A 22,499-nucleotide genomic window follows, 5' to 3' on the forward strand; every position below is an offset into this window, starting at 1 on the left:
TGTTAAACAGTAACTTAGTGTGTGGAATTTATTTCCCTTGTTAAGGCTAACTAAGCAACGAATTTTTAGCAGTTGTTTTAATCGCTTTATGTGAACTGGGTCTGACTATTTCTTTAGAGGTAGGTGGGAAGTGGTAATTTCAGTCAGTTTTAAGGTTCGAATCAGTTTAAGGGCACTGAACCCCCCAGAATGTTGACGCGGCCGGCCTCTTGTTGGCTCTTGGTAGTTTTGGTGTGGGATTATCTCGTGTTATAGGGTGGGGGAGGTTGTGATTTTACTTTTGGTTATTCGATGGGGCTATTTCGTTGCTGGTCGAAAATAGCTAAGCGCGTTTAATAGTTCGTTGGATGAACCTTATCTACGCCATCGCTACCACAACCAATAAGTGCAAATGATAATACACCTACTCCGATCGCTGATTTGATAGCGGCACTAACTGGATACCGTTTCATCATTGTTTCCCTTGCGTGAGATTCTTTAGTTTTTATTTGAACCTTGTTTAGGTTCAGGTTTTGTTTGATGAGGAGTAAGCCAATGGTCTGCTATTGCCTCAGACGAGTGTTGAACTCCTCACGTTGATCCTACCCAGAAGAGCTAGTTAGCGAGAAGGGAAATAGCATGTTCTGTGAGGGACATCCGTATGAATGGTGTGCCTGTGTTGTAAATGTTAAATTAATTTAATATCAGCGTGTTATAGCGGAAATTATCGCGGCTGTCGTCGATTTTAATCTTGCAGTTAAGTTAATAGCCGGCTTTGTTAATTGAACCTTAAGCACGGCGGGTCTTTAGCCCATTAACTTGCTTTAGATCAAGGTTAACTTCAGTTTATTTAACGGTATTCATTGGGTATTTAACAAGGCGGGGGCTGACTTGTTGGTATTTTGCTGTGCAAGTGTTCAGGGATGTGACGGTTTCATCTTTTGTTATTAAATTCTTACGCCGGAAAACGCCAGTCAATAACAATAAAAAATGGCACATGAGGCGTCGTTTTAATGATATATGACAGGTCTTAACGAGTATTTTACCTAGATTCACCAATGACCTCTTACTCATGAACTCTTACTCATGAACTCTTACTCATGAACAGTCACCATTGAAGCGGATGAACCGCATCGACGCCGTTGGTTTTATCTTCACCATGACAACTGACACAGGTTGCCGCGATAGGTGAAACTCCATGGCAAGCTTCATACATCCCGAGCGCTATTTTGCGACTAATTGTTACATTGGTTATTCTATAATTGACCAATGTATTACTATAGAACACTCATATTACATTCGGGTCACAAGTAAGCGTGTTTCGACCTGTAAAGAGTGATGATTATGAAGGGAAAATCTAAAGCGTGATCTTGGTCACGATAGGGAGGGATTAATAAGTCCACCTTGTAGAAGTGATAACCATTCGTATTACTATTATGGGTTTATTTGATTACAATCATTTATTAGTTGGGACTTTTGTCACATAATACAGAATACAATTGAAAACTATTATCGTTCCCAATGCGAAAAGTTGATCTAGGTAAAGTTATTCTTCTTTTTCCTCCGTTAAAATTAGTTCGAGTTTAAGAATTATTGAGACCTGTTAAAGGTATAAAAGCATAATGAAATTAAGCGATTTACATCCTGGCGATAACGCCAGGATTTCAGCGGTTGGCCAGTTGAGTTTACCGTCTGTGGTTAAACGAAAATTACTATCTATGGGGATCACCCCAAACACGTCATTCTTCATGATCCGTAAGGCTCCGATGGGATCCGGGCTTTTGCTCGATATTCGAGGCAGTCGATTGTGTATGCGTCGTGATCTTGCCGACATCATTGATGTTGAGATAGTTAGAGCAGATACAGTTAAGGCGGTATTAACGAATGGCTAAGCAGTTTCATTGTGTGACTGTCGGTAACCCTAACGCGGGTAAATCGACACTATTTAATGCATTAACGGGCGCCAATCAACAGGTTGGTAACTGGTCTGGTGTCACAGTAGAGAAGAAAACAGGCTTATTTACCCTAGATGGCACCGATGTTTCTCTGACCGATCTTCCAGGTATCTATGATCTATTGCCCGCCGGTAAGAGTTGTGACTGCTCGTTGGATGAGCAGATAGCACAGCAGTTTCTTGCCGAGCAACAGATAGATGGCATCATCAATCTCGTCGATGCGACCAATATCGAGCGACATCTCTATCTAACGATTCAATTGCGTGAGCTTGGCATACCTATGGTTGTTGTGCTCAACAAGATAGATGCGGCTAAGCGCCACGGCATCGAAGTCGATGTTGAGCAGATGAGTAAAACTTTAGGCTGTCCGGTGGTGGGGGTTTGCTCACGGGATGAGGCCGATATCGAGAAAGTGAAGGCGCAAGTCGTGATCTTGTTCGAGGGCAAAACCTCCGAGCAAGCCTTGATCCTCAATTATGACCCTCGAATTGAATCGGGTGTCACCAGCTTATTGTCTAGTGATTCAAGCCTAAGCCGTGGCCGTGCACTCGCCATGATGGCCAATGGCATAGGTTCTGGCCAGTGTAACAATGGTCCGGTGCACGATGAAGTTAATCAGTGCTCCGAGTCGATTTCAAGACAGGGCCAAGATATAGAAGTCATGGTGGCAACCACACGTTTCGACTTCGTCCAAAGTGTCTATGACTCATCGGTATCAGCGGATGGCAGTGAGACCCTGAGTGACAAGCTAGATAAGGTGATTCTTCACCCTGTGGCCGGCGTACCGGTATTTTTGTTTGTTATGTATTTGATGTTCATGTTCAGTATCAATGTGGGCAGCGCGTTTATCGATTTTTTCGATATTATGGGTGGGGCAATCTTCGTCGACCACTTAGGCGCATTGATGTCTAGCCTCGGCTCGCCGGCCTGGTTGGTGACTATCATTGCTGGTGGTATTGGACAAGGTATTCAGACGGTAGCGACCTTTATTCCTGTCATCGCCGCCCTGTTTTTAGCGCTGTCGGTGCTAGAAGGCTCGGGCTATATGGCGCGTGCAGCATTTGTGGTCGATGGGCTTATGCGTCGCATTGGCCTGCCGGGTAAGGCTTTCGTGCCTATGATTGTTGGTTTTGGCTGTTCAGTACCCGCTATCATGGCCACTCGTACCTTAGGCAGTGAACGTGAGCGCATAGTAACAGGCATGATGGCGCCGTTTATGTCCTGCGGTGCACGGCTTCCTGTGTATGCCTTGTTTGCCGCCGCCTTTTTCCCTGAGTCGGGACAGAACCTGGTGTTTTTACTCTACATCATAGGAATATTAGCCGCGGTAGGGACGGGGTTACTCTTGCGTTCGACCTTGCTTCCTGGCAGTAGCAGTGCCGTGGTGATGGAGTTACCGAGTTACGAGAAACCTAAATTTAAGACGGTAATGAATCGTACTGGTAAACGGACCAAGAGTTTCATTCTCGGTGCGGGCAAGACCATAGTTATCGTGGTGACCTTGCTTAACTTCGTCAACGCCATAGGTGTAGATGGTACCTTTGGCCATGAAGATAGCTCAGAGTCGGTGCTCAGTGTTGCCAGCCAGAAGGTGACACCTTTTTTCGGCCCCATGGGAGTGGAGCAAGATAACTGGCCCGCCACTGTGGGGATAATCACCGGGATATTTGCCAAAGAGGCAGTGGTTGGCACCCTTAACAGCTTGTATAGCACGGCAGGCTCTGGTGATGAAGAGCTAGCGCCGCTTCTGGAAACACTCAATGAAGCGTTAAGCACTATTCCGGAAAACTTGTTTGGTATCAAATTAGACGATCCCTTGTCGATCTCTGTTGGGGATGTGTCTTCGGTTGAGGCTGCATCGGCAGAGTTAGAGGTGGATACTTCGACCTTCACCGCGCTTCAGGCCGGTTTCTCCGGGATCACGGCAGCATTTGCCTATTTGTTGTTTATCTTGCTCTACACACCTTGTGTCGCGGCAATGGGCGCATTAGTGGGAGAGTTCGGTGGACGTTGGGCTGCATTTGCCGGGGTGTGGACCTTTGCCCTAGCGTACGGCACGGCAACTGTCTTCTATCAGGTAGCGACGTTCGGCGAGCATCCGCTTTCATCGAGTCTGTGGATCGGTTTCTTCGTCAGTGCCTTGGCTATTTTCTATATCTGGTTGAAATTGAAGGCCAAACGGACTGAGATGGTCACATTAGATGTAAAAGTGATCACGTAACGAGCGAGTGGTAGTCGAATATAATAAAAAAGCAGCGTTTATTCGCTGCTTTTTTATTATATGGTTTTTTGTTGCAGTTTTTTGCTATCAGGCGTTGTATCTGGCTCTGAGATAGTAGATTATCTTTCCAATTACATCAAAATATGCCATCCCATCCAGCTAATTGTATATACAAGCAGGCTAATGGCTGGCCAGCGTTTTCTAAGAGGAATCACATGAGCCATGTGGACAGCGAAGTTCGTCCCAGTAACTTCATTCGTAACATCATAGACGAAGACCTTGAAAGCGGTAAGCACACCAGTGTGCAAACACGTTTTCCGCCTGAGCCAAATGGCTTTCTTCATATCGGTCATGCTAAATCTATCTGCTTAAACTTCGGTATAGCAAAGGATTACAAGGGCCAATGTAACTTACGTTTTGATGATACCAATCCTGAAAAAGAAGATATCGATTATGTTCATTCGATTCAGGACGATGTGAAGTGGCTGGGTTTCGAGTGGTCTGGTGATATTCGTTACTCGTCTAACTATTTCGATCAGCTACATGGTTATGCTGTTGAGCTTATCACTAAGGGCTTAGCCTATGTCTGCTTCCTAAACAGTGAAGAGACGCGTGAATATCGCGGTACATTGACAGCACCGGGTAAGAACAGTCCGTACCGTGACTCTTCAGCGGCTGAGAACCTTGAGCTGTTTGAGAAGATGCGTAGGGGTGAGTTCAAAGAGGGTGAATGTTCACTCAGAGCTAAGATAGATATGGCATCGTCTTTCATGTGCATGCGCGACCCTATCATCTACCGTATTCGTTTCGCTCATCACCATCAAACGGCTGATAAGTGGTGCATCTACCCTATGTACGATTTTACCCACTGTATCTCGGATGCCATCGAGAATATCAGTCATTCTTTATGTACATTAGAGTTTCAAGATAACCGTCGTTTGTACGACTGGGTACTGGATCATCTAGATGATTTTCAGGCGCCCAACAGAACTCGTCAATATGAGTTCTCTAGACTCAATCTCGAATACACCTTGATGTCTAAGCGTAAGCTAAATGACTTGGTTACCCGTGAGTTGGTACATGGCTGGGACGATCCACGTATGCCCACTCTCGCAGGACTTCGCCGTCGTGGTTACACCGCCGCCTCTATTCGCGAGTTTTGTCTGCGCATCGGCGTGACTAAGCAAGATAATATGGTTGAAGTTGCCATGTTAGATGCCTGTATTCGTGAAGAGTTAAATGATAATGCTCCCCGCGCCATGGCGGTGATCAATCCGGTTAAAGTGATTATCGAAAACTACCCCGAGGGGCAAGTTGAGACCCTGCATGCACCGATCCATCCGAGTAAAGAGGAGTTTGGTAAGCGTGAGATAACATTTGGCCGCGAGCTGTTTATCGATGCCGATGATTTTCGTGAAGAAGCTAACAAGAAGTTTAAGCGTCTGGTGCAAGGTAAAGAGGTTCGTCTGCGTAATGCCTATGTCATTAAAGCTGAGCGCTGTGACAAGGATGCAGAAGGTAACATCACCACTATCTATTGTACTTATGATGATGAGACATTAGGTGTGAACCCTTCTGATGGCCGTAAAGTGAAAGGGGTTATTCACTGGGTTGAAGCGAGCAGTGCTAAACCTGCTGAGTTCCGTCTCTACAATCGATTATTTATCGATGCTAACCCAGCTGGGGCTGAGACAGTAGAGGATGTATTAAATCCTGACTCTCTGGTGGTGAAGCAAGGTCTAGTCGAGGCGGGTCTTGTGAATGCTGCAGCGGAAAAAGCCTATCAGTTTGAGCGTGAAGGCTACTTCTGTGCCGATAGCAAGGATTCGACGCCAGACAGCCTAGTCTTCAACCTGACAGTAGCGCTGCGAGATTCTTCGCAGTAGTGATTATACCATTCCGAGTAAGTATCTGAACATTCAGCGGGAGTTCAAAGCACTATAGGCAAGGCGAATGTTTGAAGCTAATAGTTATTCTATATCGAAAACATTCAACGTAGCATGAAGGGCTTTGAAACCCGCACTGCGTGAGGCTCTCAGTGTTTCCACTTCGGTGTTACATTGACTTAAAAGGGAATAACCATTTCCTCATCAATGTGCCTTGAATTGAAAAAACTGAGAGTCTCTGAACTGACCAGATACTTATATGGAATGGTATTAGTTGATATAAAAATTGATGCATTAAAAAGGCTTTAGGGGAAACCCTAAAGCCTTTTTTGTTGTCCTAGAGTCCTAGAGTCCTAGAGTCTATTGATACATGGGGCCGAAACCCACACTCCAGAGGATAACGCTCGATGCCATCAAGGCGACCAGGAGTACCAGGCCGGCGGTGACCACCGAGCTGGCATAGATGAAGCCTTTCTCTTCTGGAATATTCATGATGATGGGGACACCGGTATAGAGCAGATAAACCGAGTAGGCGAGTCCGAAGAAGCCGATGACCATCACAAACCAAATTGCCGGATATAAGGCGGCGAGTCCCACCATAAAGAGTGGGGTTGCCGTGTAAGATGCCAGTTCGAGCGCTTGAGTATAGCTAGGGTCTGCATCGAATGTCTTGGCCATCCAAAAAGCCAGATAAGCGAGCGCGAACACACCGGCAATGAGTCCAAAATACATGCCTCCTGACATCAAGAGTGCACTCTCTTGTGTCAGGAAGAGTCGCTCGCCAACCCCTAAGTTCCAGCCAAGTTCAGTCGCGGCGATGAAGGTACAGATCACAGGAATGAGTGCAATGAGCAGGATGTGGCTCAGACTGCTCTTCAGTGCTTCGTGATTCTGCTCAATTGTGTGCCACTCTTCTTTTGGATGCGTGTAGAGTCCCATTAAGTGATTTAATATCATTATAATTATCCTTGTTTAGCTTTAACTTTTGCTCGCCAAACTTCAGACGAGCCTACATGCCTATTGGTCTAATTCCCAAAGACCTTACGGCTCACGATACCCAATGCCAATCAATGTTCTCACTAATATCTAGCTCATATTTCTAAAAATAGCATGGTGTAAGTTTATTTATTGAACAAAACAGCCTCTTAGTCAAGCTGAACCTGACTCATTTGTTAATTATTTGTTTCTTAGTGTCTATTGCTGTTTGTTTGATCGAGTTCAAACTTGTGGATTAATCATTCAAGATAAGCAATAACGACTAAATTGATCCCTCTGTCTGCTCGAGTCGATGCTAGAATAATGCATCCATAAAGATGACATTTATTTACTTCGAGAACTGAGTCCATGCAGCAATTGTTAGCCCCGATCCATGCTTTTTTAGGATGTGAAACACCAGACGCCTGGATTGAGGTGGCTAAAAAGCCGGAAAGTTTATCTGACTTACTTATCGATCACTGTAACTGTGAATTAAAAGCGGCGCAGACGGCTATGTTTCTTATCAGGAAATATGCAATCGATAAAGACAGTGGCAAATTATTACTTCAATGGGCCAAACCCTATGAAGAATTTATCTATCAAAAAGACAGAGACATAGACGCCTTCTTGTCTCGTGACAGTAAGAAAAATGATTTTTCTGGGGAACTAGTCGCTAAACCCGGCTTCGAACATGGCTTTGAACTGATCAGTAAGATGGTTCGTCTTATCAAAGAGGAGTTTCATCATTTCGAGCAGGTATTAGCGATCATGCAAGCACGCAATATTCCTTACCAGAATATGACAGCGGGTCGTTATGCCAAAGGCATGATGAAGCAGATCAGGACCCATGAGCCAGCGGCCTTAGTCGATAAGCTCATCGTAGGCGCCTTTATCGAAGCGAGATCTTGTGAGCGTTTCGCAAAACTGGCGCCATATTTAGACGATGAATTAAACCGCTTCTATGTTTCTTTGTTACGCTCAGAAGCGAGACATTATCAAGATTATTTGGTGTTGGCGGAATTGATTCAGGCCAATGCCGTGACCAAGAAGAGTGTGCCTGTGAGTGAGCGAATCGCCGTTATCCGCCAGGCCGAAGTTGAGCTTATCTTATCTAGCGACACTGAGTTTAAATTTCACAGTGGCGCACCAGAGGCCTGATACTTTTTGAACTATTGTTAATCTATTGTGGCCAGAGAGAACCAGTAAAGACTTAGCTAAGTCTTTACTGGGCTTGAAAGGGCAGGCTAGTTAACGCTAGCTTATCTTTCGACACGCTAAGCACACTGCCTTGTTCGTACCAGTCACCGACTACAATTCGCAGATGTTCAATTCCAGCCTGATTTTTACCTAAATGATGTATATCGGGTCTATGGGTATGGCCATGGATCATCTGAGTTGCGCCGCAACGTTCCATTAGCCGAGTGACGGCATCTTGCTCTACATCCATGATGGTGTAGCTCTTATTCATATTACTCACCTGACTCTTAGCACGTATCTTGGTGGCAATATTTTGCCGAGTGCGCTTAGGAAGGCGTGAATATATCCACTTCACCACTGAATTATTTCTGAAACGTCTGAATCTTTGGTAGGCCTTATCGAGTGTGCATAGGCTATCGCCATGCAGGAGCACAGTCGCTGTGCCATACAGGTCAATATTATGGACTTCTGGCAATAAGGTCATGCCGGATCTCGCCGCATATTGGTTGCCGATCAGAAAATCTCGATTGCCATGGATATAATAGATAGGCAGCTTCTGTGAGATGCCATGGAGCTTATCGGCTAACTCATTAGCGAAGGGCTCGGCAATATCATCGCCGGTCCAGACCTCAAATAGATCGCCAAGTATGTAGAGTGCTTCGGCATCATCGAGTTGGGTATCGAGAAATTGATTGAAGGCGAGTGTCATATCGGGGCGATCTGCAGATAAATGCAGATCGCCGATAAACAGTGTGCGCATTAGGCTGATTTATTCGGCAATGGTCACTTTCTCGATGATCACAGCGTCTAGAGGCACATCTTGATGCATGCCCTTGTTACCTGTGTTGACCGCTTTAATCTTGTTAACCACGTCCATACCGGCACTGATCTTAGCAAATACGCAGTAACCCCAGCCCTGTTGAGTCTCTGATTTGAAATCCAGGAAGGCGTTGTCATTGATGTTGATGAAGAACTGGGCGGTTGCCGAATGGGGATCCGCTGTTCTGGCCATGGCCACAGTGCCTATCACGTTCAACAAACCATTGTTTGCTTCGTTGTTAATGGTTTCACCGCAAGGCTTCTGCTGCATATCTTCTGTGAAGCCGCCACCTTGAACCATGAAACCATCGATGACGCGATGGAAGACAGTGCCGTCATAGAAGCCGTCTTTAGCATACTTGATAAAGTTTTTGGCAGTTAACGGCGCTTTTTCCGTCTCGAGTTCCAGGGTGATTTCACCATGGTTGGTATGAAGAGTGATCATGATTTGATTCTCACTAAATTTAGCAATACGAAATTGTGGCAGGATTCTAACGTAATTGCCATTTCGCATAAAGAGCTAGTCGCTAATTTGCTTAAGAGAATAAAAATTAGATTGTCAGGGCGTGTGGGGATAAAACTCATCCATATACTGGATAAAAAGCCGAGTTTCATGGTGAGCGTCACGTAAAACGGTTGGAAGCAACGCGGGGGCAATGTTAAACTGTTTGGCTAATTTTTATTGTTTTTTCGTTGAAGAGAGTAGCGATGTTGAAGTTATACAACAGTCTGACCCGCCAAAAAGAGGAATTCAAACCAATACAGCCAGGAAAAATTGGCATGTATGTGTGTGGGATCACCATCTATGACTTATGTCATATCGGTCACGGTCGAACTTTTGTCTCTTTCGATATGATTGTCAGGTATCTGAGATATTCAGGCTATGAGGTGAACTTTCAGCGAAACATTACCGATGTAGATGACAAGATCATCAAGCGCGCGGCTGAGAATAACGAAAGTTGTGAGTCTCTAACCGAGAGGCTCATAGGTGAGATGCATCGTGATTTTGACGCGTTAAACATGAAACGCCCGGATTTTGAGCCTAGGGCCACTCTGCATATGCCTGAAATTATCGATATGGTTGAAAAACTTATCGAGAAGGAACATGCCTATGTATCCGATAATGGCGATGTGCTATTTAGCGTGTCATCATTCCCTGAATATGGCCGCCTGTCGGGGCAAAATATTGAGCAGCTGCAAGCTGGCTCCCGCGTCGAAGTGGAAGAGACTAAACGCGACCCTATGGATTTTGTGTTGTGGAAGATGTCTAAACCTGGAGAGCCTACCTGGGAGTCTCCTTGGGGCCCTGGTCGTCCGGGATGGCATATCGAATGTTCGGCAATGAATGGCAAGCATCTGGGGCAGCATTTCGATATTCATGGTGGTGGTTCAGATCTTCAGTTTCCACATCATGAGAATGAAATTGCCCAATCTTGCTGTGCCCATGACACGGCCTATGTGAACTACTGGATGCACACTGGCATGGTGATGATCGACAAGGAGAAGATGTCTAAGTCATTGAACAACTTCTTCACCATTCGTGATGTGCTTAAGCATTATGATGCAGAGACGATTCGTTACTTCCTGTTATCGGGTCATTACCGTAGCCAGTTAAACTATTCGGAAGATAACCTCAAGCAAGCTAAATCGGCACTCGAGCGTTTGTATACCTCACTTAAAGGCTTAGATTTAACTGTAGATGCCGCTGGGGCTGAAGAGTTTGTCGCTAAATTTAACGCGGCGATGGATGACGATTTTAATACGCCTGAAGCTTATTCGGTGCTGTTTGAGATGGTGCGTGAGATTAACCGTGTTAAAAGCGGTGACATAGCCGCTGCGTCGGCATTGGGTGTTAAGTTAAAAGAGCTGGCCGAAGTATTAGGTTTGCTGAAACTCGATGTCGATACCTTTTTCAAGGGCGAGGGCAGTGAAGATGAAGTGGCTCAAATAGAGGCCTTGATCGTCGAGCGTAATCGCGCCAGAGTCGAGAAAGACTGGCCTGCTGCCGATGTGGCCCGTGATGGTTTAAATGCCTTAGGCGTCATCTTAGAAGATGGACCTGGCGGCACCACCTGGCGTAAGAAGTAAAATTGTTGGTTAGCATAAAAAAAGCCTGCTGATGCAGGCTTTTTTGTACCAGGATGTACTTATCCCCGATCGCAGGGATAGCGATTGAGGGGATTTGTACCAGGATGTACTTATCCCCGATCGCAGGGATAGCGATTGAGGGGATTTGTACCAGGATTTATCCCCGATCGCAGGGATAGCGATTGAGGGGGTTTGTGTCTGGAACACTTATGAAGATTTACCAAGGACGGGTATAAATCTTCGTTGTGTCTGGCCATAAATGTTCCATGCATTTATTGGCATTTCCGCCATGACCCATAGGGACATGGGGAATGTCTGAATGATATCGGGAATATCACAGACCCGTGGCAGTCAGAACACTTATGAAGATTTACCAAGGACGGGTATAAATCTTCATTGTGCTTTTTAGATTCTAGAGCTTAGACTTTATCGTGATACGTTTCGGCGGCGTATAAGGTGTTCTCCAGTAGGCTGGCTATGGTCATCGGACCCACGCCACCGGGAACCGGGGTGATGAAAGCGGCATTTTGCGCCGCGACGTCATATTGAACATCACCCACTAGGCTGCCATCTTCGAGACGATTAATCCCCACATCGATAACCAGGGCGCCGGGCTTGATCCAATCACCCGGAATAAAACCTGGCTTGCCTACTGCGACCACAACCAGATCCGCTTGTCTGACTTTCTGTTCAAGATTGCGGGTGAATCTATGACAGGTGGTCGTGGTGCAACCCGCGAGCAGGAGTTCTAGGGTCATGGGACGACCCACTATGTTCGAGGCTCCCACTACTATAGCGTCTAAACCGTAGGTATCGACACCAGTGGACTTGATCAGGGTCATGATCCCCATAGGGGTACATGAGCGCAATACCGGAATGCGCTGAGCCAGACGGCCGACGTTATAGGGATGGAAACCATCGACATCTTTATCGGGTCGGATGCGCTCGATGACCTTAGACTCTTCGATATGCTTAGGCAGAGGCAGTTGCACTAATATACCATCGATAGTTGAATCGCTATTACATTCATCAATTAGCGCCAGCAACTCCTCTTCAGACGTGCTGCTGTCTAAGTCATATGAGCGGGATAGAAACCCGACCTCTTCACAGGCGCGTCTCTTGCTGCCAACATAAACGTGAGACGCTGGATCTGCGCCGACTAAGATCACCGCTAAACCTGGAGCTCTCTGTCCTGCCTCTTTACGGGCGGCTACTTTCTCTTTTAGCTGTGTTCGAATGGATTGAGCGATCGCTTTGCCATCGATTCTTTGAGCTGTCATTGGGTTTGGATATCCTTTAATGGAGCGCCGATATTATAAATCGGCAATATTTTAACAGGACAAGGCGTGAGTGTCATTGAATAAGCTGTGTAACAATCAGTTCTAAAATACGGATAATTTGAGTGGTTTTAGACCCGATAGTTGCTAAAGTAACCAAGCTCACTTTCTTTGTAAAAAAACCGTTGACGCATGTCAGACTAGGGGCTAATATGCGCTCCGTTCTCAACGAGAAGCTAGATTGTTCTCGAGGTTAACGGAAGTTTGAATGTTTATCCCAATTATAAACATTCGTTAAAATTTCAAATGATATATTTTCGGTGATTAGCGCAGCCGCTTTAGCATCCTTGTTTAGGATAAGAAGTGGAACAGAGGAACTCTGGTGCCGATTGCAGTTGATGTAAAAAGTAGACTTTCGGTGATTAGCGCAGCCCGGTAGCGCATCTGGTTTGGGACCAGAGGGTCAGAGGTTCGAATCCTCTATCACCGACCAAATTTATTAAAGTAGGTTGTAACTTTCCTGCTTTAAGGTCAATTGGAACAGAGGCTAAGAGCTTCGAATCCTCACTCTTTATGAAAGAGAGTGGCCGACCAAATTTATATTTACCTGAACACCAAGCAGGTAAATCGAAAGATACGTCTTTCAACGCTTATTCAGGATGTGAGAATTCTCACTTTCGAAGCGCCCGTAGCTCAGTTGGATAGAGCACCCGCCTTCTAAGCGGGTGGCCGCAGGTTCGAATCCTGCCGGGCGCACCATATCAGTGGTGATTGTAGCTCAGTTGGTAGAGTCCCGGATTGTGATTCCGGTTGTCGTGGGTTCGAGCCCCATCAGTCACCCCATTTCTTTAACAAGAAAGTAGAAAAGCGACCTTAGGTCGCTTTTTTTACGCCTGTAATTCGTGTTTTAAGGTCGACTCTGGGATAAAGCGTGGCTATAATGTCGCGTCTTGATAATTATCAACTATGAGTGATTAGAGCCGGAATTCAGTTGTGATGGGCTTTCTAGTCAAATTTTAAGATCAAGAAACGAATACTTTAATAGTTGAACATTCGACTATTACAAAGGATGTAAGACTTATTTCGAGGTAAAACAATGCAAGTTTCTGTTGAAACAACTCAAGGCCTAGAGCGTCGCCTAACTATTTCTGTTCCTGCTGAGCAGATTGAAAAGACCGTTAATGAAGCGTTAAAGAACGAAGCAAAGCGTGCTCGTCTGCCTGGATTCCGTCCAGGTAAGGTGCCAGTCAGTGTCATCAACAAGCGTTATGGCAAGGCAATCCGTCAAGATATCACTGGTGAAGTGATGCAGCGTAATTTCGTTGAAGCTATCGTTGCTGAGAAATTAAACCCAGCTGGCGCGCCGACTTTCATTCCTGGTGAGTCAGATAATGATAACTTCCAGTTTGTAGCGACTTTTGAGATCTACCCAGAAGTAGAGCTAAAGGGTCTCGATGCAATCGTAGTTGAGCAACCCACTGCCGAAGTCACAGATGCTGATGTTGATACCATGATTGAAACATTGCGTAAGCAACACGCTACGTTTGAAGCTGTAGAGCGTGAAGCTGCCGATGGCGACAAGGCGATGATCAACTTCGTGGGTTCAGTTGACGGTGAAGATTTTGAAGGCGGTAAAGCCGAAAACTTCGAACTACAACTTGGTAGTGGCCGCATGATCCCAGGCTTCGAGTCTGGTGTTGAAGGTCATAAAGCGGGTGAAGAGTTCGATATCGAAGTCACTTTCCCTGAAGATTACCATGCTGAAAACTTGAAAGGTAAAGTTGCTAAGTTCGTTATCACATTGAACGAAGTTCAAGCGGCTAACCTTCCAGAAGTTAACGACGAGTTTGCTAAGCTATTCGGCGTGACCGAAGGTGGTCTAGAAGCGCTTAAGGCTGAGATCAGCAAGAACATGGGTCGTGAACTTGAGCAAGCACTTAAAGCCAGTGTTAAAGAGCAAGTACTTAAAGGTCTACTCGAGCAGAATGAAATTGGTCTGCCTAAGTCACTTATTGATGGCGAAGTTGAAGTATTGCGTAAGCAAGCGATGCAGCGTTTCGGTGATCAAGCGGCTAACATGCCTGAGCTACCAGCAGACCTATTCACTGAGCAAGCAGAACGTCGCGTAAAAGTTGGCTTACTACTTGGTGAAGTGATCAAGACTAACGAGCTAAAAGCTGAAGACGAACGTGTTCAGGGGCTTATTGCTTCTATGGCTTCGGCGTACGAAGATCCAAGTGAAGTGGTTGAGTACTACAAGGCAAATCAAGAGATGATGCAGAACATGCGCAACGTCGCTCTTGAAGAGCAAGCGGTAGAAGCTTTGTTAAAAACTGCCAAAGTAACTGAAAAATCAGTCAACTTTGAAGAATTTATGAACAAGGCCACACAACAAGGCTAAGCTAAGCTTGACTTAAATGGTTATTAACCATTTATAATGGCTCGTATGAGGTTCCTCATGCGAGCCGTTTTTATTTAGGGATTATAAATAATGCAAAATGCACCAGAATCAGTATTAAATGCACTAGTGCCTATGGTAGTTGAACAAACAGCCAAGGGCGAACGCTCGTACGATATCTATTCTCGCCTATTAAAAGAGCGTATCATCTTCCTCGTTGGTCCAGTTGAAGAGCATATGGCTAACCTTGTGGTTGCACAATTACTGTTTTTGGAGTCGGAGAGCCCTGATAAGGATATTTTCCTGTATATTAACTCCCCTGGTGGCTCTGTCACAGCCGGCATGGCCATCTACGATACTATGCAATTCATTAAGCCAAATGTCAGTACAGTTTGTATTGGACAAGCCGCTAGCATGGGAGCGTTTCTGCTCGCCGGAGGCGCAGAGGGCAAACGTTACTGCTTGCCTAATTCGCGTGTCATGATCCATCAGCCATTGGGTGGTTTCCAGGGGCAAGCCTCTGATATCGCCATCCATGCCAAAGAGATATTGGGTATCAAGGACAAGCTGAATAGAATGCTAGCCGAGCATACGGGTCAAACATTAGAAATGATTGAACGCGATACGGATCGTGATAACTTCATGAGTGCCGATGAAGCAGTAGAGTATGGAATCGTCGATTCAGTGATGAGTAAACGAGGCTGATTTTTGTCTTTGGCTGAGCTATGCTGAGTAGTAAGACGTTAAATTGAATTAAGTAGTAGTGCAGATAGCGCAAGAGGTAGTGTAATGGGCGACAACAAAAGTACCGGTGACAGTGGGAAACTACTGTACTGCTCTTTTTGTGGGAAGAGTCAGCATGAGGTTCGTAAACTCATCGCAGGCCCTTCTGTATATGTTTGTGATGAGTGTGTTGAGCTCTGCAACGATATAATTAGGGAAGAGATCAAAGAGATTTCACCGAAGCAAGATCAGGACAAATTACCGACACCACATGAGTTAAGAGCTCATCTGGATGATTACGTCATTGGGCAAGATAAGGCGAAGAAAGTTCTGTCTGTCGCGGTTTATAATCACTATAAGCGATTAAAAAATTCCAGCCCTAAAGATGGCGTGGAATTGGGTAAGAGTAATATTTTGCTGATTGGCCCAACGGGTAGCGGTAAGACACTACTCGCCGAAACATTCGCACGTTTTCTGGATGTGCCATTTACCATGGCCGATGCAACGACATTAACCGAGGCGGGCTATGTCGGTGAAGATGTCGAGAATATCATTCAGAAACTGCTGCAAAAATGTGACTACGACGTCGAAAAGGCACAGCGTGGTATTGTTTACATCGATGAGATTGATAAGATCAGCCGTAAGTCTGATAATCCATCGATCACTCGTGATGTATCCGGTGAAGGCGTGCAACAGGCACTACTCAAGTTGATCGAAGGCACCGTTGCTTCTGTACCGCCTCAGGGAGGACGTAAGCATCCACAGCAAGAATTCTTACAGGTCGACACCTCTAAGATTCTGTTCATTTGTGGTGGTGCTTTTTCTGGTCTAGAGAAAGTGATCGAGCAGCGTAATCATAAAGGTGCAGGTATCGGCTTTGGTGCTCAGGTTAAGGGCGAAGATGATAAAGCCACTATCTCAGAGACCTTGATGCAGGTAGAGCCGGAAGATCTGGTCAAATATGGCCTGATCCCAGAGTTTATCGGTCGTCTTCCTGTGCTGTCGACATTGACAGAGCTGGATGAAGAGGCCTTAGTGCAAATTTTGTCTGAACCTAAGAACGCCCTGACTAAACAGTTTGCTGCACTGTTTGAGATGGAAGGCGTAGAGCTAGAATTCAGAGAAGATGCACTCAAAGCCATTGCTGCTAAGGCGATGACCCGTAAGACGGGTGCTCGAGGACTACGCTCAATCGTTGAAAGCATCTTACTCGATATCATGTATGACCTGCCTTCATCCGATGATGTTGCTAAAGTTGTCATAGATGAATCAGTCGTTAAAGGCGAGACAAGCCCTATACTCATCTATGAGAATAGCGAGCCTAAGGCTGCAGCGGCAGAGTAAGTTTCTCAGAAACGGACTCATCAGAATTGAAAGGGAGCCCAGATGGCTCCTTTTTTATTCGCTCAATTTATATATTTATTGTTGGCCATTGAAACCAATCAATTCATCCCAATATAATCATAAGTATTATCATCAAACGGAATCGAGCTATGACACAAGAGAGTGAAGCGCGAATCGAACTACCCGTACTGCCACTGAGAGATGTGGTGGTATATCCCCATATGGTAATTCCGTTATTCGTCGGACGGGAAAAATCTATTCGTTGCCTTGAATCGGCGATGGAGCAAGACAAACAAATAATTCTGGTTGCCCAGCGTGATGCTGAGCTCGATGACCCAAGCATTGATGACATTTTTGAAGTGGGTACCGTCGCTTCCATTTTACAGTTGTTGAAGTTACCCGATGGCACAGTAAAAGTACTGGTTGAAGGTGGTAAGCGCGCGCGCATCGAGAAATATTCAGACGAGGAATCTTTCTTCGTCGCCACGGCACAATACCTAGAATCTGAGCCCATGGCTGAGAAAGAGGAAGAGGTGTTAGTTCGTTCTGCCGTTGGCCAGTTTGAGGGCTACATCAAGCTGAATAAGAAGATCCCACCTGAGGTGTTAACGTCACTGTCGGGGATCGAAGAAGCCGCACGTCTTGCCGACACCATGGCGGCGCATATGCCACTTAAGCTCGAAGATAAGCAATCTGTGCTTGAGATGGTCGATGTTGCCGAACGCCTGGAATATCTGATGGCCATGATGGAGTCTGAAATCGATCTGTTACAGGTTGAGAAGCGGATCCGTTCTCGAGTCAAGAAGCAGATGGAGAAGAGTCAGCGCGAGTATTACCTCAACGAGCAGATGAAGGCGATTCAAAAAGAGTTGGGGGATATCGATGAGTCCCACGATGAATTTGAAACCTTAGCCAAGAAGATTGAAGAAGCTAAGATGCCGGAGGAAGCCAAAGATAAGGCGATCGCTGAGCTTAATAAACTTAAGATGATGTCGCCCATGTCGGCAGAAGCCACCGTCGTTCGCAGCTATGTCGATTGGATGATCTCGGTTCCCTGGCATAAACGCTCCAAGATCAAACGCGATCTAGCCAAGGCTCAAGACGTGTTAGACGCAGATCATTTTGGTTTAGAAAAAGTCAAAGAACGCATTTTAGAGTACTTGGCGGTTCAAAGCCGAGTCAAGCAGCTTAAAGGTCCAATTCTTTGTTTAGTGGGACCACCGGGTGTGGGTAAAACCTCATTAGGTCAGTCAATTGCTAGAGCTACCGGGCGCAAATATATTCGTGTCGCCTTGGGCGGCGTACGTGATGAGGCCGAGATCCGTGGCCATCGTCGTACATATATCGGCTCTATGCCGGGCAAAGTCATCCAAAAAATGTCTAAAGTTGGGGTTAAAAACCCGCTGTTTCTGCTCGATGAGATTGATAAGATGAGCAGCGATATGCGTGGCGATCCTGCGTCGGCTCTGTTAGAGGTGCTAGATCCTGAGCAGAACTCGACCTTTAGTGATCACTACTTAGAAGTTGATTATGACCTGTCCGATGTGATGTTCGTTGCGACCTCCAATTCGATGAATATTCCGGGTCCACTGCTTGACCGTATGGAAGTCATTCGTCTCTCGGGTTACACCGAAGACGAGAAACTTAATATCGCTAAGCAGCACTTGTTGCCTAAGCAGATAGAACGTAACGGCCTTAAGCTCAAAGAAGTGACTGTTCATGATAGTGCCATCATAGGTATCATTCGTTATTACACTCGTGAAGCGGGTGTGAGATCACTTGAACGTGAGTTATCAAAAATCTGTCGTAAAGTGGTTAAGCGTATCTTGCTCGACAAGACGCTTAAGCATGTGGACGTGGATCAGGATAACCTAAAATCATTTTTGGGTGTGCAGCGTTGTGACTATGGTAAAGCCGAGTCCAATAACCAGATCGGTCAAGTGACTGGCTTGGCATGGACGGAAGTGGGTGGTGACTTGCTCACTATTGAGGCCACTTCGGTACCGGGTAAGGGTAAGCTAAGTTACACAGGTTCACTCGGTGATGTCATGCAGGAGTCGATTCAGGCTGCGATGACCGTGGTCAGGGCTCGCGCGGAACAGTTGGGTATCAATCCTGATTTCTATGAGAAACGTGATATTCATGTGCATGTACCAGAAGGGGCAACTCCGAAAGATGGGCCTTCGGCTGGTGCGGCCATGTGTACCGCTTTGGTGTCTAGCCTAACGGGGAATCCGGTACGTGCCGATGTCGCCATGACAGGTGAAATAACCCTACGTGGTGAAGTATTGCCTATCGGTGGATTGAAGGAAAAATTACTTGCTGCCCATCGTGGTGGAACCAAAGTCGTGTTGATTCCAAAGGAAAATGAACGAGATTTGGAAGAGATCCCTGCAAACGTAGTTGCCGACTTGAAAATTTATCCGGTGCGCTGGATCGATGAAGTATTAAAACTGGCGTTAGAGCGACCCATCGAAGGCTTCGAAGTCGTTAAAAACGCGGGCTAACGCAAGAAATTGCCCCTTTGCAGTAAAAAAACTGCAAAAAGGGGCTTTTTAAACTCGCTAGCTGTGGTAGCCTAGGTCGGTGGATAGCCCATTCTTCTCAAGCCCTTATGGCAACTGGTTTTGAGCTATTTCCAATTATATTTATCTTGCTTTTCCTACCTAGCTTGAGTTATAGATTCAAGCTTGTTATAAAAGCCACCGCAGACCGCTCTAGCAAAGGATTGGTTGCGGTGCAATAATTACATTCAAGGGGATGACATGAACAAATCTGAACTAATCGAGAAAATCGCTACCGGTGCTGACATTTCTAAAGCGGCTGCAGGCCGTGCATTAGATTCTTTCATCGGCGCAGTCACTGACGGCCTTAAAGATGGCGATAAGATTTCTCTTGTTGGTTTTGGTACTTTTGAAGTGCGTCAACGTGCTGAGCGTACTGGTCGTAACCCACAGACGGGTGCAGAGATCAAGATTGCTGCAGCAAACATTCCTGCTTTCAAAGCAGGTAAAGCTTTAAAAGACGCTGTAAACTAAAATCAGTTTTACCACTCTTTCTTTAAAGAGCTTCGTAATGATAAGCACTGCTTTAGCGGTGCTTTTACGAATATTGAGTATGATAGGCATTAAGTAACATAGGTTACTAATGACCCCAAGTTTACGAAAAGGCGCATCTCAAACGTGATGCGCCTTTTTATTTTTTAATCGCAACGAGCGAGAGAACAGATGTTAGAGAAGATTCGCGAAGGCTCACAGGGCGTGATTGCAAAAAGCATTCTGGTTCTAGTAATACTTTCCTTTGCATTTACTGGAGTAAGTAGTTACTTAGGATCATCGACAGAGGCAGCCGCTGCCACCGTTAATGGTGAAGAAATCAGTGAGTCAGCCTTGGAACAAGCCTACCAAAGTGAACGTAATCGATTAGAGCAGCAACTGGGTGAAATGTTCCAAGCGCTAGCCGCAGATGATGCTTATCTGGCAAGTGTAAAGCAAAGCGTGTTAGAGCGTTTGGTCGCAGAAAAATTACTCGATCAAGCTGCCACTGAACTCGGTCTACGAGTGTCAGATCAGCAGATTAAGAATGCCATCATGACTGAGCCTGCATTTCAGACCGATGGTCAATTCGATAACGACCGTTATCTGGCCATCTTGCGTCAGTTAGGCTATCAGGCTAATACATTCAGAAACATGATGCGTACCGATATGACCCGCCGTCAACTGGTTGCTTCTCTGGTCGGTTCTGAATTCGTGCTTCCTGGTGAAACCAGTTACCTAGCAGGTATTCAAGGGCAGACCCGCGATATCCGTTACCATATTGTCGATGCAAGCCCATTTGTAGCCGATGCAGCAGTGACCGATGAACAGGCGCAGGCATTTTACAATGATAACCTTGCACAATTCATGAGTCCTGAGACGCTGAGTCTCGAGTACATAGAGCTTAATGCTAGTGATATGGCTAACGATGTGACTGTGACCGATGCAGAGGCTCAGGCTTATTATGATGAGAATAAGCTGCAGTATCTAACGGCTGAGAGACGCCTCGCTGCACACATTCTCATTAACCTTGGCGACGATGAGTCAGCATCAAAAGCTAAGGCCGAGGCTATCTATACTAAGCTACAAGCCGGAGAAGATTTCGCTAAGCTTGCCCAAACTGAGTCTGAAGACACATTTAGTGGCGAGCAGGGTGGCCAACTAGATTGGTTTGAACAAGGCATCATGGAGCCAGCGTTCGATGATGTGCTTTTCTCACTGTCAAAAGGTTCATATTCGACTGTGGTGAAGACCAGTTTTGGTTACCATATTATCAAGCTAGTCGACCTACAACCTGGGCTTGAATCTCCCTTTGCCGATGTGAAAGATAAGATCATCGCTCAGCTCAAAGATAAGGCTGCGGTCGACACTTATTATGGTTTGCAGCAGACACTTGCCGATGTGAGCTATGAGGTACCTGATACCTTGAGTGAAGCGGCGAGCGAGCTCGGCGTCGACGTCAAGACCACACCTGTGTTTACTCGTACTAATGCACCTGCACCCTTCGATAATCCTGAGGTGTTGAAGGCGGCTTTCTCTACTAACGTACTGCTCGATGGAATGAACAGCGATGTGATTGAGATAGACGCTAACCATGCCATGGTCATCCGCATCAAGTCGCACACGGCAGCGGGTACGGTCGATTTCACCCAGGTAAAAGCCGCTATTGTCGAGCGTTTGAAGCAGGACCAAGCTAATGAAGTGGCGCGTGAAAAGGCTCAGACATTAATGAGCTCTTTCGATGATGCCGAGTCAAGCGCTGAGTTTGTGACTAAGACAGAACTTGGACGCTTCGAACAAGGAATCAATGCCGCAATCATCGGCAAGGCGTTCCAGATGGCTCAACCTGCAGACTCTGCGGTTGTCGATACTGTGGCGCTAGCCAATGGTTATGCCGTTATCGTGTTAGACAAGGTGAATGCTGCTGAAGGTATCGATGACAACTTACTGAATGCTCTCAAGCAACGTCTGAGCGCACAATACAGTGAAGGTGATTACCGAGCCCTGATTGCGACATTAAAAGCTAAGAGCGACGTGGTATACAGCTCTACGCAGTAATGAACGCATTGTGAGTGTACTCACTTAAATTAAAGGTCAGCAATAGCTGACCTTTTTTATGTCTGCAACATTTATGCCAGCCCCCATGGATGGAGTAGGGCCGGTATTTATGTCTGGCCATAAATGTTCCCTTCATTTATCAGCATTTCCACCATCAAAGCTTGCTAGCCTTCGAATGAAGCTTGATTACATTTTCTGGTGTAGCTTTTGGCTGATTTGGTATCGGGTAGTGTGTTTATAATTTTTGCTTCATGGTTATCTATCGCCTGTAGCGAGGCATGTGCACTATCTGCTTCGAGAAAGTTCTACGAGCCGGTGAATATGGCGCAGACATGCGCTTATGAACGAGAGGCAAGGTGAATATGGTAAAGCCATGAGCCTATGAACGAGAAGCATGGATGCTGAACTGGCCTTTTTATAGGGACATAATTGGCCGAACTGGCCCTTAGATAGGATATCATTCAAGCACATCCCTGTAGTCTCTGCGGCATCAAACAACGTCCGTGTTTAACAGCCAGTTCGATATCCCTATCTCTCGCTCGGA

General features: G+C 45.9%; 15 protein-coding genes and 3 tRNA genes. 14 read left to right on the forward strand and 4 right to left on the reverse strand.

The window, feature by feature from the left end; translation table 11 throughout:
* The first annotated feature begins 1,601 nt into the window (after positions 1–1,601).
* The 3 genes from HRU42_RS14720 (at position 1,602) to glnS (ending at position 6,041) form a co-directional block, all read left to right on the forward strand.
* Positions 1,602–1,871, forward strand: a complete 270-nt coding sequence (locus HRU42_RS14720; RefSeq protein WP_295032077.1) for a FeoA family protein — start codon at positions 1,602–1,604, stop codon at positions 1,869–1,871.
* Positions 1,864–4,155 (forward strand): Fe(2+) transporter permease subunit FeoB, encoded by a 2,292-nt coding sequence (gene feoB, locus HRU42_RS14725; protein ID WP_295032078.1) that lies wholly within the window; start codon positions 1,864–1,866, stop codon positions 4,153–4,155. The genes HRU42_RS14720 and feoB overlap by 8 nt, the downstream gene beginning before the upstream one ends.
* Positions 4,156–4,370: 215 nt before the next feature.
* The gene (gene glnS / locus HRU42_RS14730; RefSeq protein WP_295032079.1) at positions 4,371–6,041 is read left to right on the forward strand and encodes a glutamine--tRNA ligase; all 1,671 of its coding nucleotides are present in this window, start codon (positions 4,371–4,373) and stop codon (positions 6,039–6,041) included.
* A 360-nt stretch (positions 6,042–6,401) separates the two neighbouring features.
* On the opposite strand, the gene HRU42_RS14735 is transcribed toward glnS, so the two are convergent.
* A complete protein-coding gene (locus tag HRU42_RS14735; RefSeq protein WP_295032080.1) occupies positions 6,402–6,998 on the reverse strand; it encodes a Yip1 family protein in 597 nt (198 codons plus the stop codon).
* A gap of 387 nt (positions 6,999–7,385) precedes the next feature.
* Here HRU42_RS14735 and miaE point away from each other — a divergent pair, with 387 nt between their 5' ends.
* The gene (miaE, locus tag HRU42_RS14740; RefSeq protein ID WP_295032081.1) at positions 7,386–8,174 is read left to right on the forward strand and encodes a tRNA isopentenyl-2-thiomethyl-A-37 hydroxylase MiaE; all 789 of its coding nucleotides are present in this window, start codon (positions 7,386–7,388) and stop codon (positions 8,172–8,174) included.
* Positions 8,175–8,238: 64 nt separating this feature from the next.
* Here miaE and HRU42_RS14745 read toward each other — a convergent pair whose 3' ends face one another.
* Positions 8,239–8,973, reverse strand: coding sequence for a UDP-2,3-diacylglucosamine diphosphatase (locus tag HRU42_RS14745; protein WP_295032082.1), 735 nt, complete (start codon positions 8,971–8,973; stop codon positions 8,239–8,241).
* Positions 8,974–8,982: 9 nt separating this feature from the next.
* Positions 8,983–9,477, reverse strand: coding sequence for a peptidylprolyl isomerase (locus tag HRU42_RS14750; protein ID WP_295032083.1), 495 nt, complete (start codon positions 9,475–9,477; stop codon positions 8,983–8,985).
* Positions 9,478–9,740: 263 nt separating this feature from the next.
* On the opposite strand from HRU42_RS14750, the gene cysS reads away from it, so the two are divergent.
* Positions 9,741–11,120, forward strand: a complete 1,380-nt coding sequence (cysS, locus tag HRU42_RS14755; protein ID WP_295032084.1) for a cysteine--tRNA ligase — start codon at positions 9,741–9,743, stop codon at positions 11,118–11,120.
* Positions 11,121–11,539: 419 nt separating this feature from the next.
* On the opposite strand, the gene folD is transcribed toward cysS, so the two are convergent.
* Positions 11,540–12,400 (reverse strand): bifunctional methylenetetrahydrofolate dehydrogenase/methenyltetrahydrofolate cyclohydrolase FolD, encoded by an 861-nt coding sequence (gene folD, locus HRU42_RS14760; protein ID WP_295032085.1) that lies wholly within the window; start codon positions 12,398–12,400, stop codon positions 11,540–11,542.
* Between the two features lie 413 nt (positions 12,401–12,813).
* On the opposite strand from folD, the gene HRU42_RS14765 reads away from it, so the two are divergent.
* The 9 genes from HRU42_RS14765 to HRU42_RS14805 all read left to right on the forward strand — a co-directional run bounded on the left by HRU42_RS14765 (position 12,814) and on the right by HRU42_RS14805 (position 21,955).
* A tRNA-Pro gene (locus HRU42_RS14765) sits at positions 12,814–12,890 on the forward strand.
* 189 nt (positions 12,891–13,079) lie between these two features.
* A tRNA-Arg gene (locus HRU42_RS14770) sits at positions 13,080–13,156 on the forward strand.
* An 8-nt stretch (positions 13,157–13,164) separates the two neighbouring features.
* A tRNA-His gene (locus tag HRU42_RS14775) sits at positions 13,165–13,240 on the forward strand.
* A 253-nt stretch (positions 13,241–13,493) separates the two neighbouring features.
* Positions 13,494–14,798: a trigger factor gene (gene tig, locus HRU42_RS14780; RefSeq protein WP_295032086.1), complete on the forward strand. Its 1,305-nt coding sequence runs from the start codon at positions 13,494–13,496 to the stop codon at positions 14,796–14,798.
* 90 nt (positions 14,799–14,888) lie between these two features.
* Positions 14,889–15,500 carry an ATP-dependent Clp endopeptidase proteolytic subunit ClpP gene (gene clpP, locus HRU42_RS14785; RefSeq protein ID WP_295032087.1) on the forward strand — a complete coding sequence of 204 codons (612 nt, stop codon included), beginning with the start codon at positions 14,889–14,891 and terminating at the stop codon, positions 15,498–15,500.
* Positions 15,501–15,584: 84 nt separating this feature from the next.
* Positions 15,585–16,862: an ATP-dependent protease ATP-binding subunit ClpX gene (gene clpX, locus HRU42_RS14790; protein WP_295032088.1), complete on the forward strand. Its 1,278-nt coding sequence runs from the start codon at positions 15,585–15,587 to the stop codon at positions 16,860–16,862.
* A 149-nt stretch (positions 16,863–17,011) separates the two neighbouring features.
* Positions 17,012–19,369, forward strand: a complete 2,358-nt coding sequence (lon, locus tag HRU42_RS14795; RefSeq protein ID WP_295032089.1) for an endopeptidase La — start codon at positions 17,012–17,014, stop codon at positions 19,367–19,369.
* 258 nt (positions 19,370–19,627) lie between these two features.
* Entirely contained in the window at positions 19,628–19,900 is a 273-nt protein-coding gene (locus HRU42_RS14800; RefSeq protein WP_295032090.1) for an HU family DNA-binding protein, read from the forward strand.
* 189 nt (positions 19,901–20,089) lie between these two features.
* Positions 20,090–21,955, forward strand: a complete 1,866-nt coding sequence (locus tag HRU42_RS14805) for a SurA N-terminal domain-containing protein (RefSeq protein WP_295032091.1) — start codon at positions 20,090–20,092, stop codon at positions 21,953–21,955.
* Positions 21,956–22,499: the final 544 nt, after the last annotated feature.

The sequence above is a fragment of the Shewanella sp. genome, assembly GCF_013214165.1.
In the GTDB taxonomy this organism is placed as follows: domain Bacteria; phylum Pseudomonadota; class Gammaproteobacteria; order Enterobacterales; family Shewanellaceae; genus Shewanella.

Bases quoted from the DNA above. Each gene is read 5' to 3' on its own strand.
- HRU42_RS14720 (WP_295032077.1), top strand. From the start codon at position 1,602: ATGAAATTAAGCGATTTACATCCTGGCGATAACGCCAGGATTTCAGCG.
- feoB (WP_295032078.1), top strand. From the start codon at position 1,864: ATGGCTAAGCAGTTTCATTGTGTGACTGTCGGTAACCCTAACGCGGGT.
- glnS (WP_295032079.1), top strand. From the start codon at position 4,371: ATGAGCCATGTGGACAGCGAAGTTCGTCCCAGTAACTTCATTCGTAAC.
- HRU42_RS14735 (WP_295032080.1), bottom strand. From the start codon at position 6,998: ATGATATTAAATCACTTAATGGGACTCTACACGCATCCAAAAGAAGAG.
- miaE (WP_295032081.1), top strand. From the start codon at position 7,386: ATGCAGCAATTGTTAGCCCCGATCCATGCTTTTTTAGGATGTGAAACA.
- HRU42_RS14745 (WP_295032082.1), bottom strand. From the start codon at position 8,973: ATGCGCACACTGTTTATCGGCGATCTGCATTTATCTGCAGATCGCCCC.
- HRU42_RS14750 (WP_295032083.1), bottom strand. From the start codon at position 9,477: ATGATCACTCTTCATACCAACCATGGTGAAATCACCCTGGAACTCGAG.
- cysS (WP_295032084.1), top strand. From the start codon at position 9,741: ATGTTGAAGTTATACAACAGTCTGACCCGCCAAAAAGAGGAATTCAAA.
- folD (WP_295032085.1), bottom strand. From the start codon at position 12,400: ATGACAGCTCAAAGAATCGATGGCAAAGCGATCGCTCAATCCATTCGA.
- tig (WP_295032086.1), top strand. From the start codon at position 13,494: ATGCAAGTTTCTGTTGAAACAACTCAAGGCCTAGAGCGTCGCCTAACT.
- clpP (WP_295032087.1), top strand. From the start codon at position 14,889: ATGCAAAATGCACCAGAATCAGTATTAAATGCACTAGTGCCTATGGTA.
- clpX (WP_295032088.1), top strand. From the start codon at position 15,585: ATGGGCGACAACAAAAGTACCGGTGACAGTGGGAAACTACTGTACTGC.
- lon (WP_295032089.1), top strand. From the start codon at position 17,012: ATGACACAAGAGAGTGAAGCGCGAATCGAACTACCCGTACTGCCACTG.
- HRU42_RS14800 (WP_295032090.1), top strand. From the start codon at position 19,628: ATGAACAAATCTGAACTAATCGAGAAAATCGCTACCGGTGCTGACATT.
- HRU42_RS14805 (WP_295032091.1), top strand. From the start codon at position 20,090: ATGTTAGAGAAGATTCGCGAAGGCTCACAGGGCGTGATTGCAAAAAGC.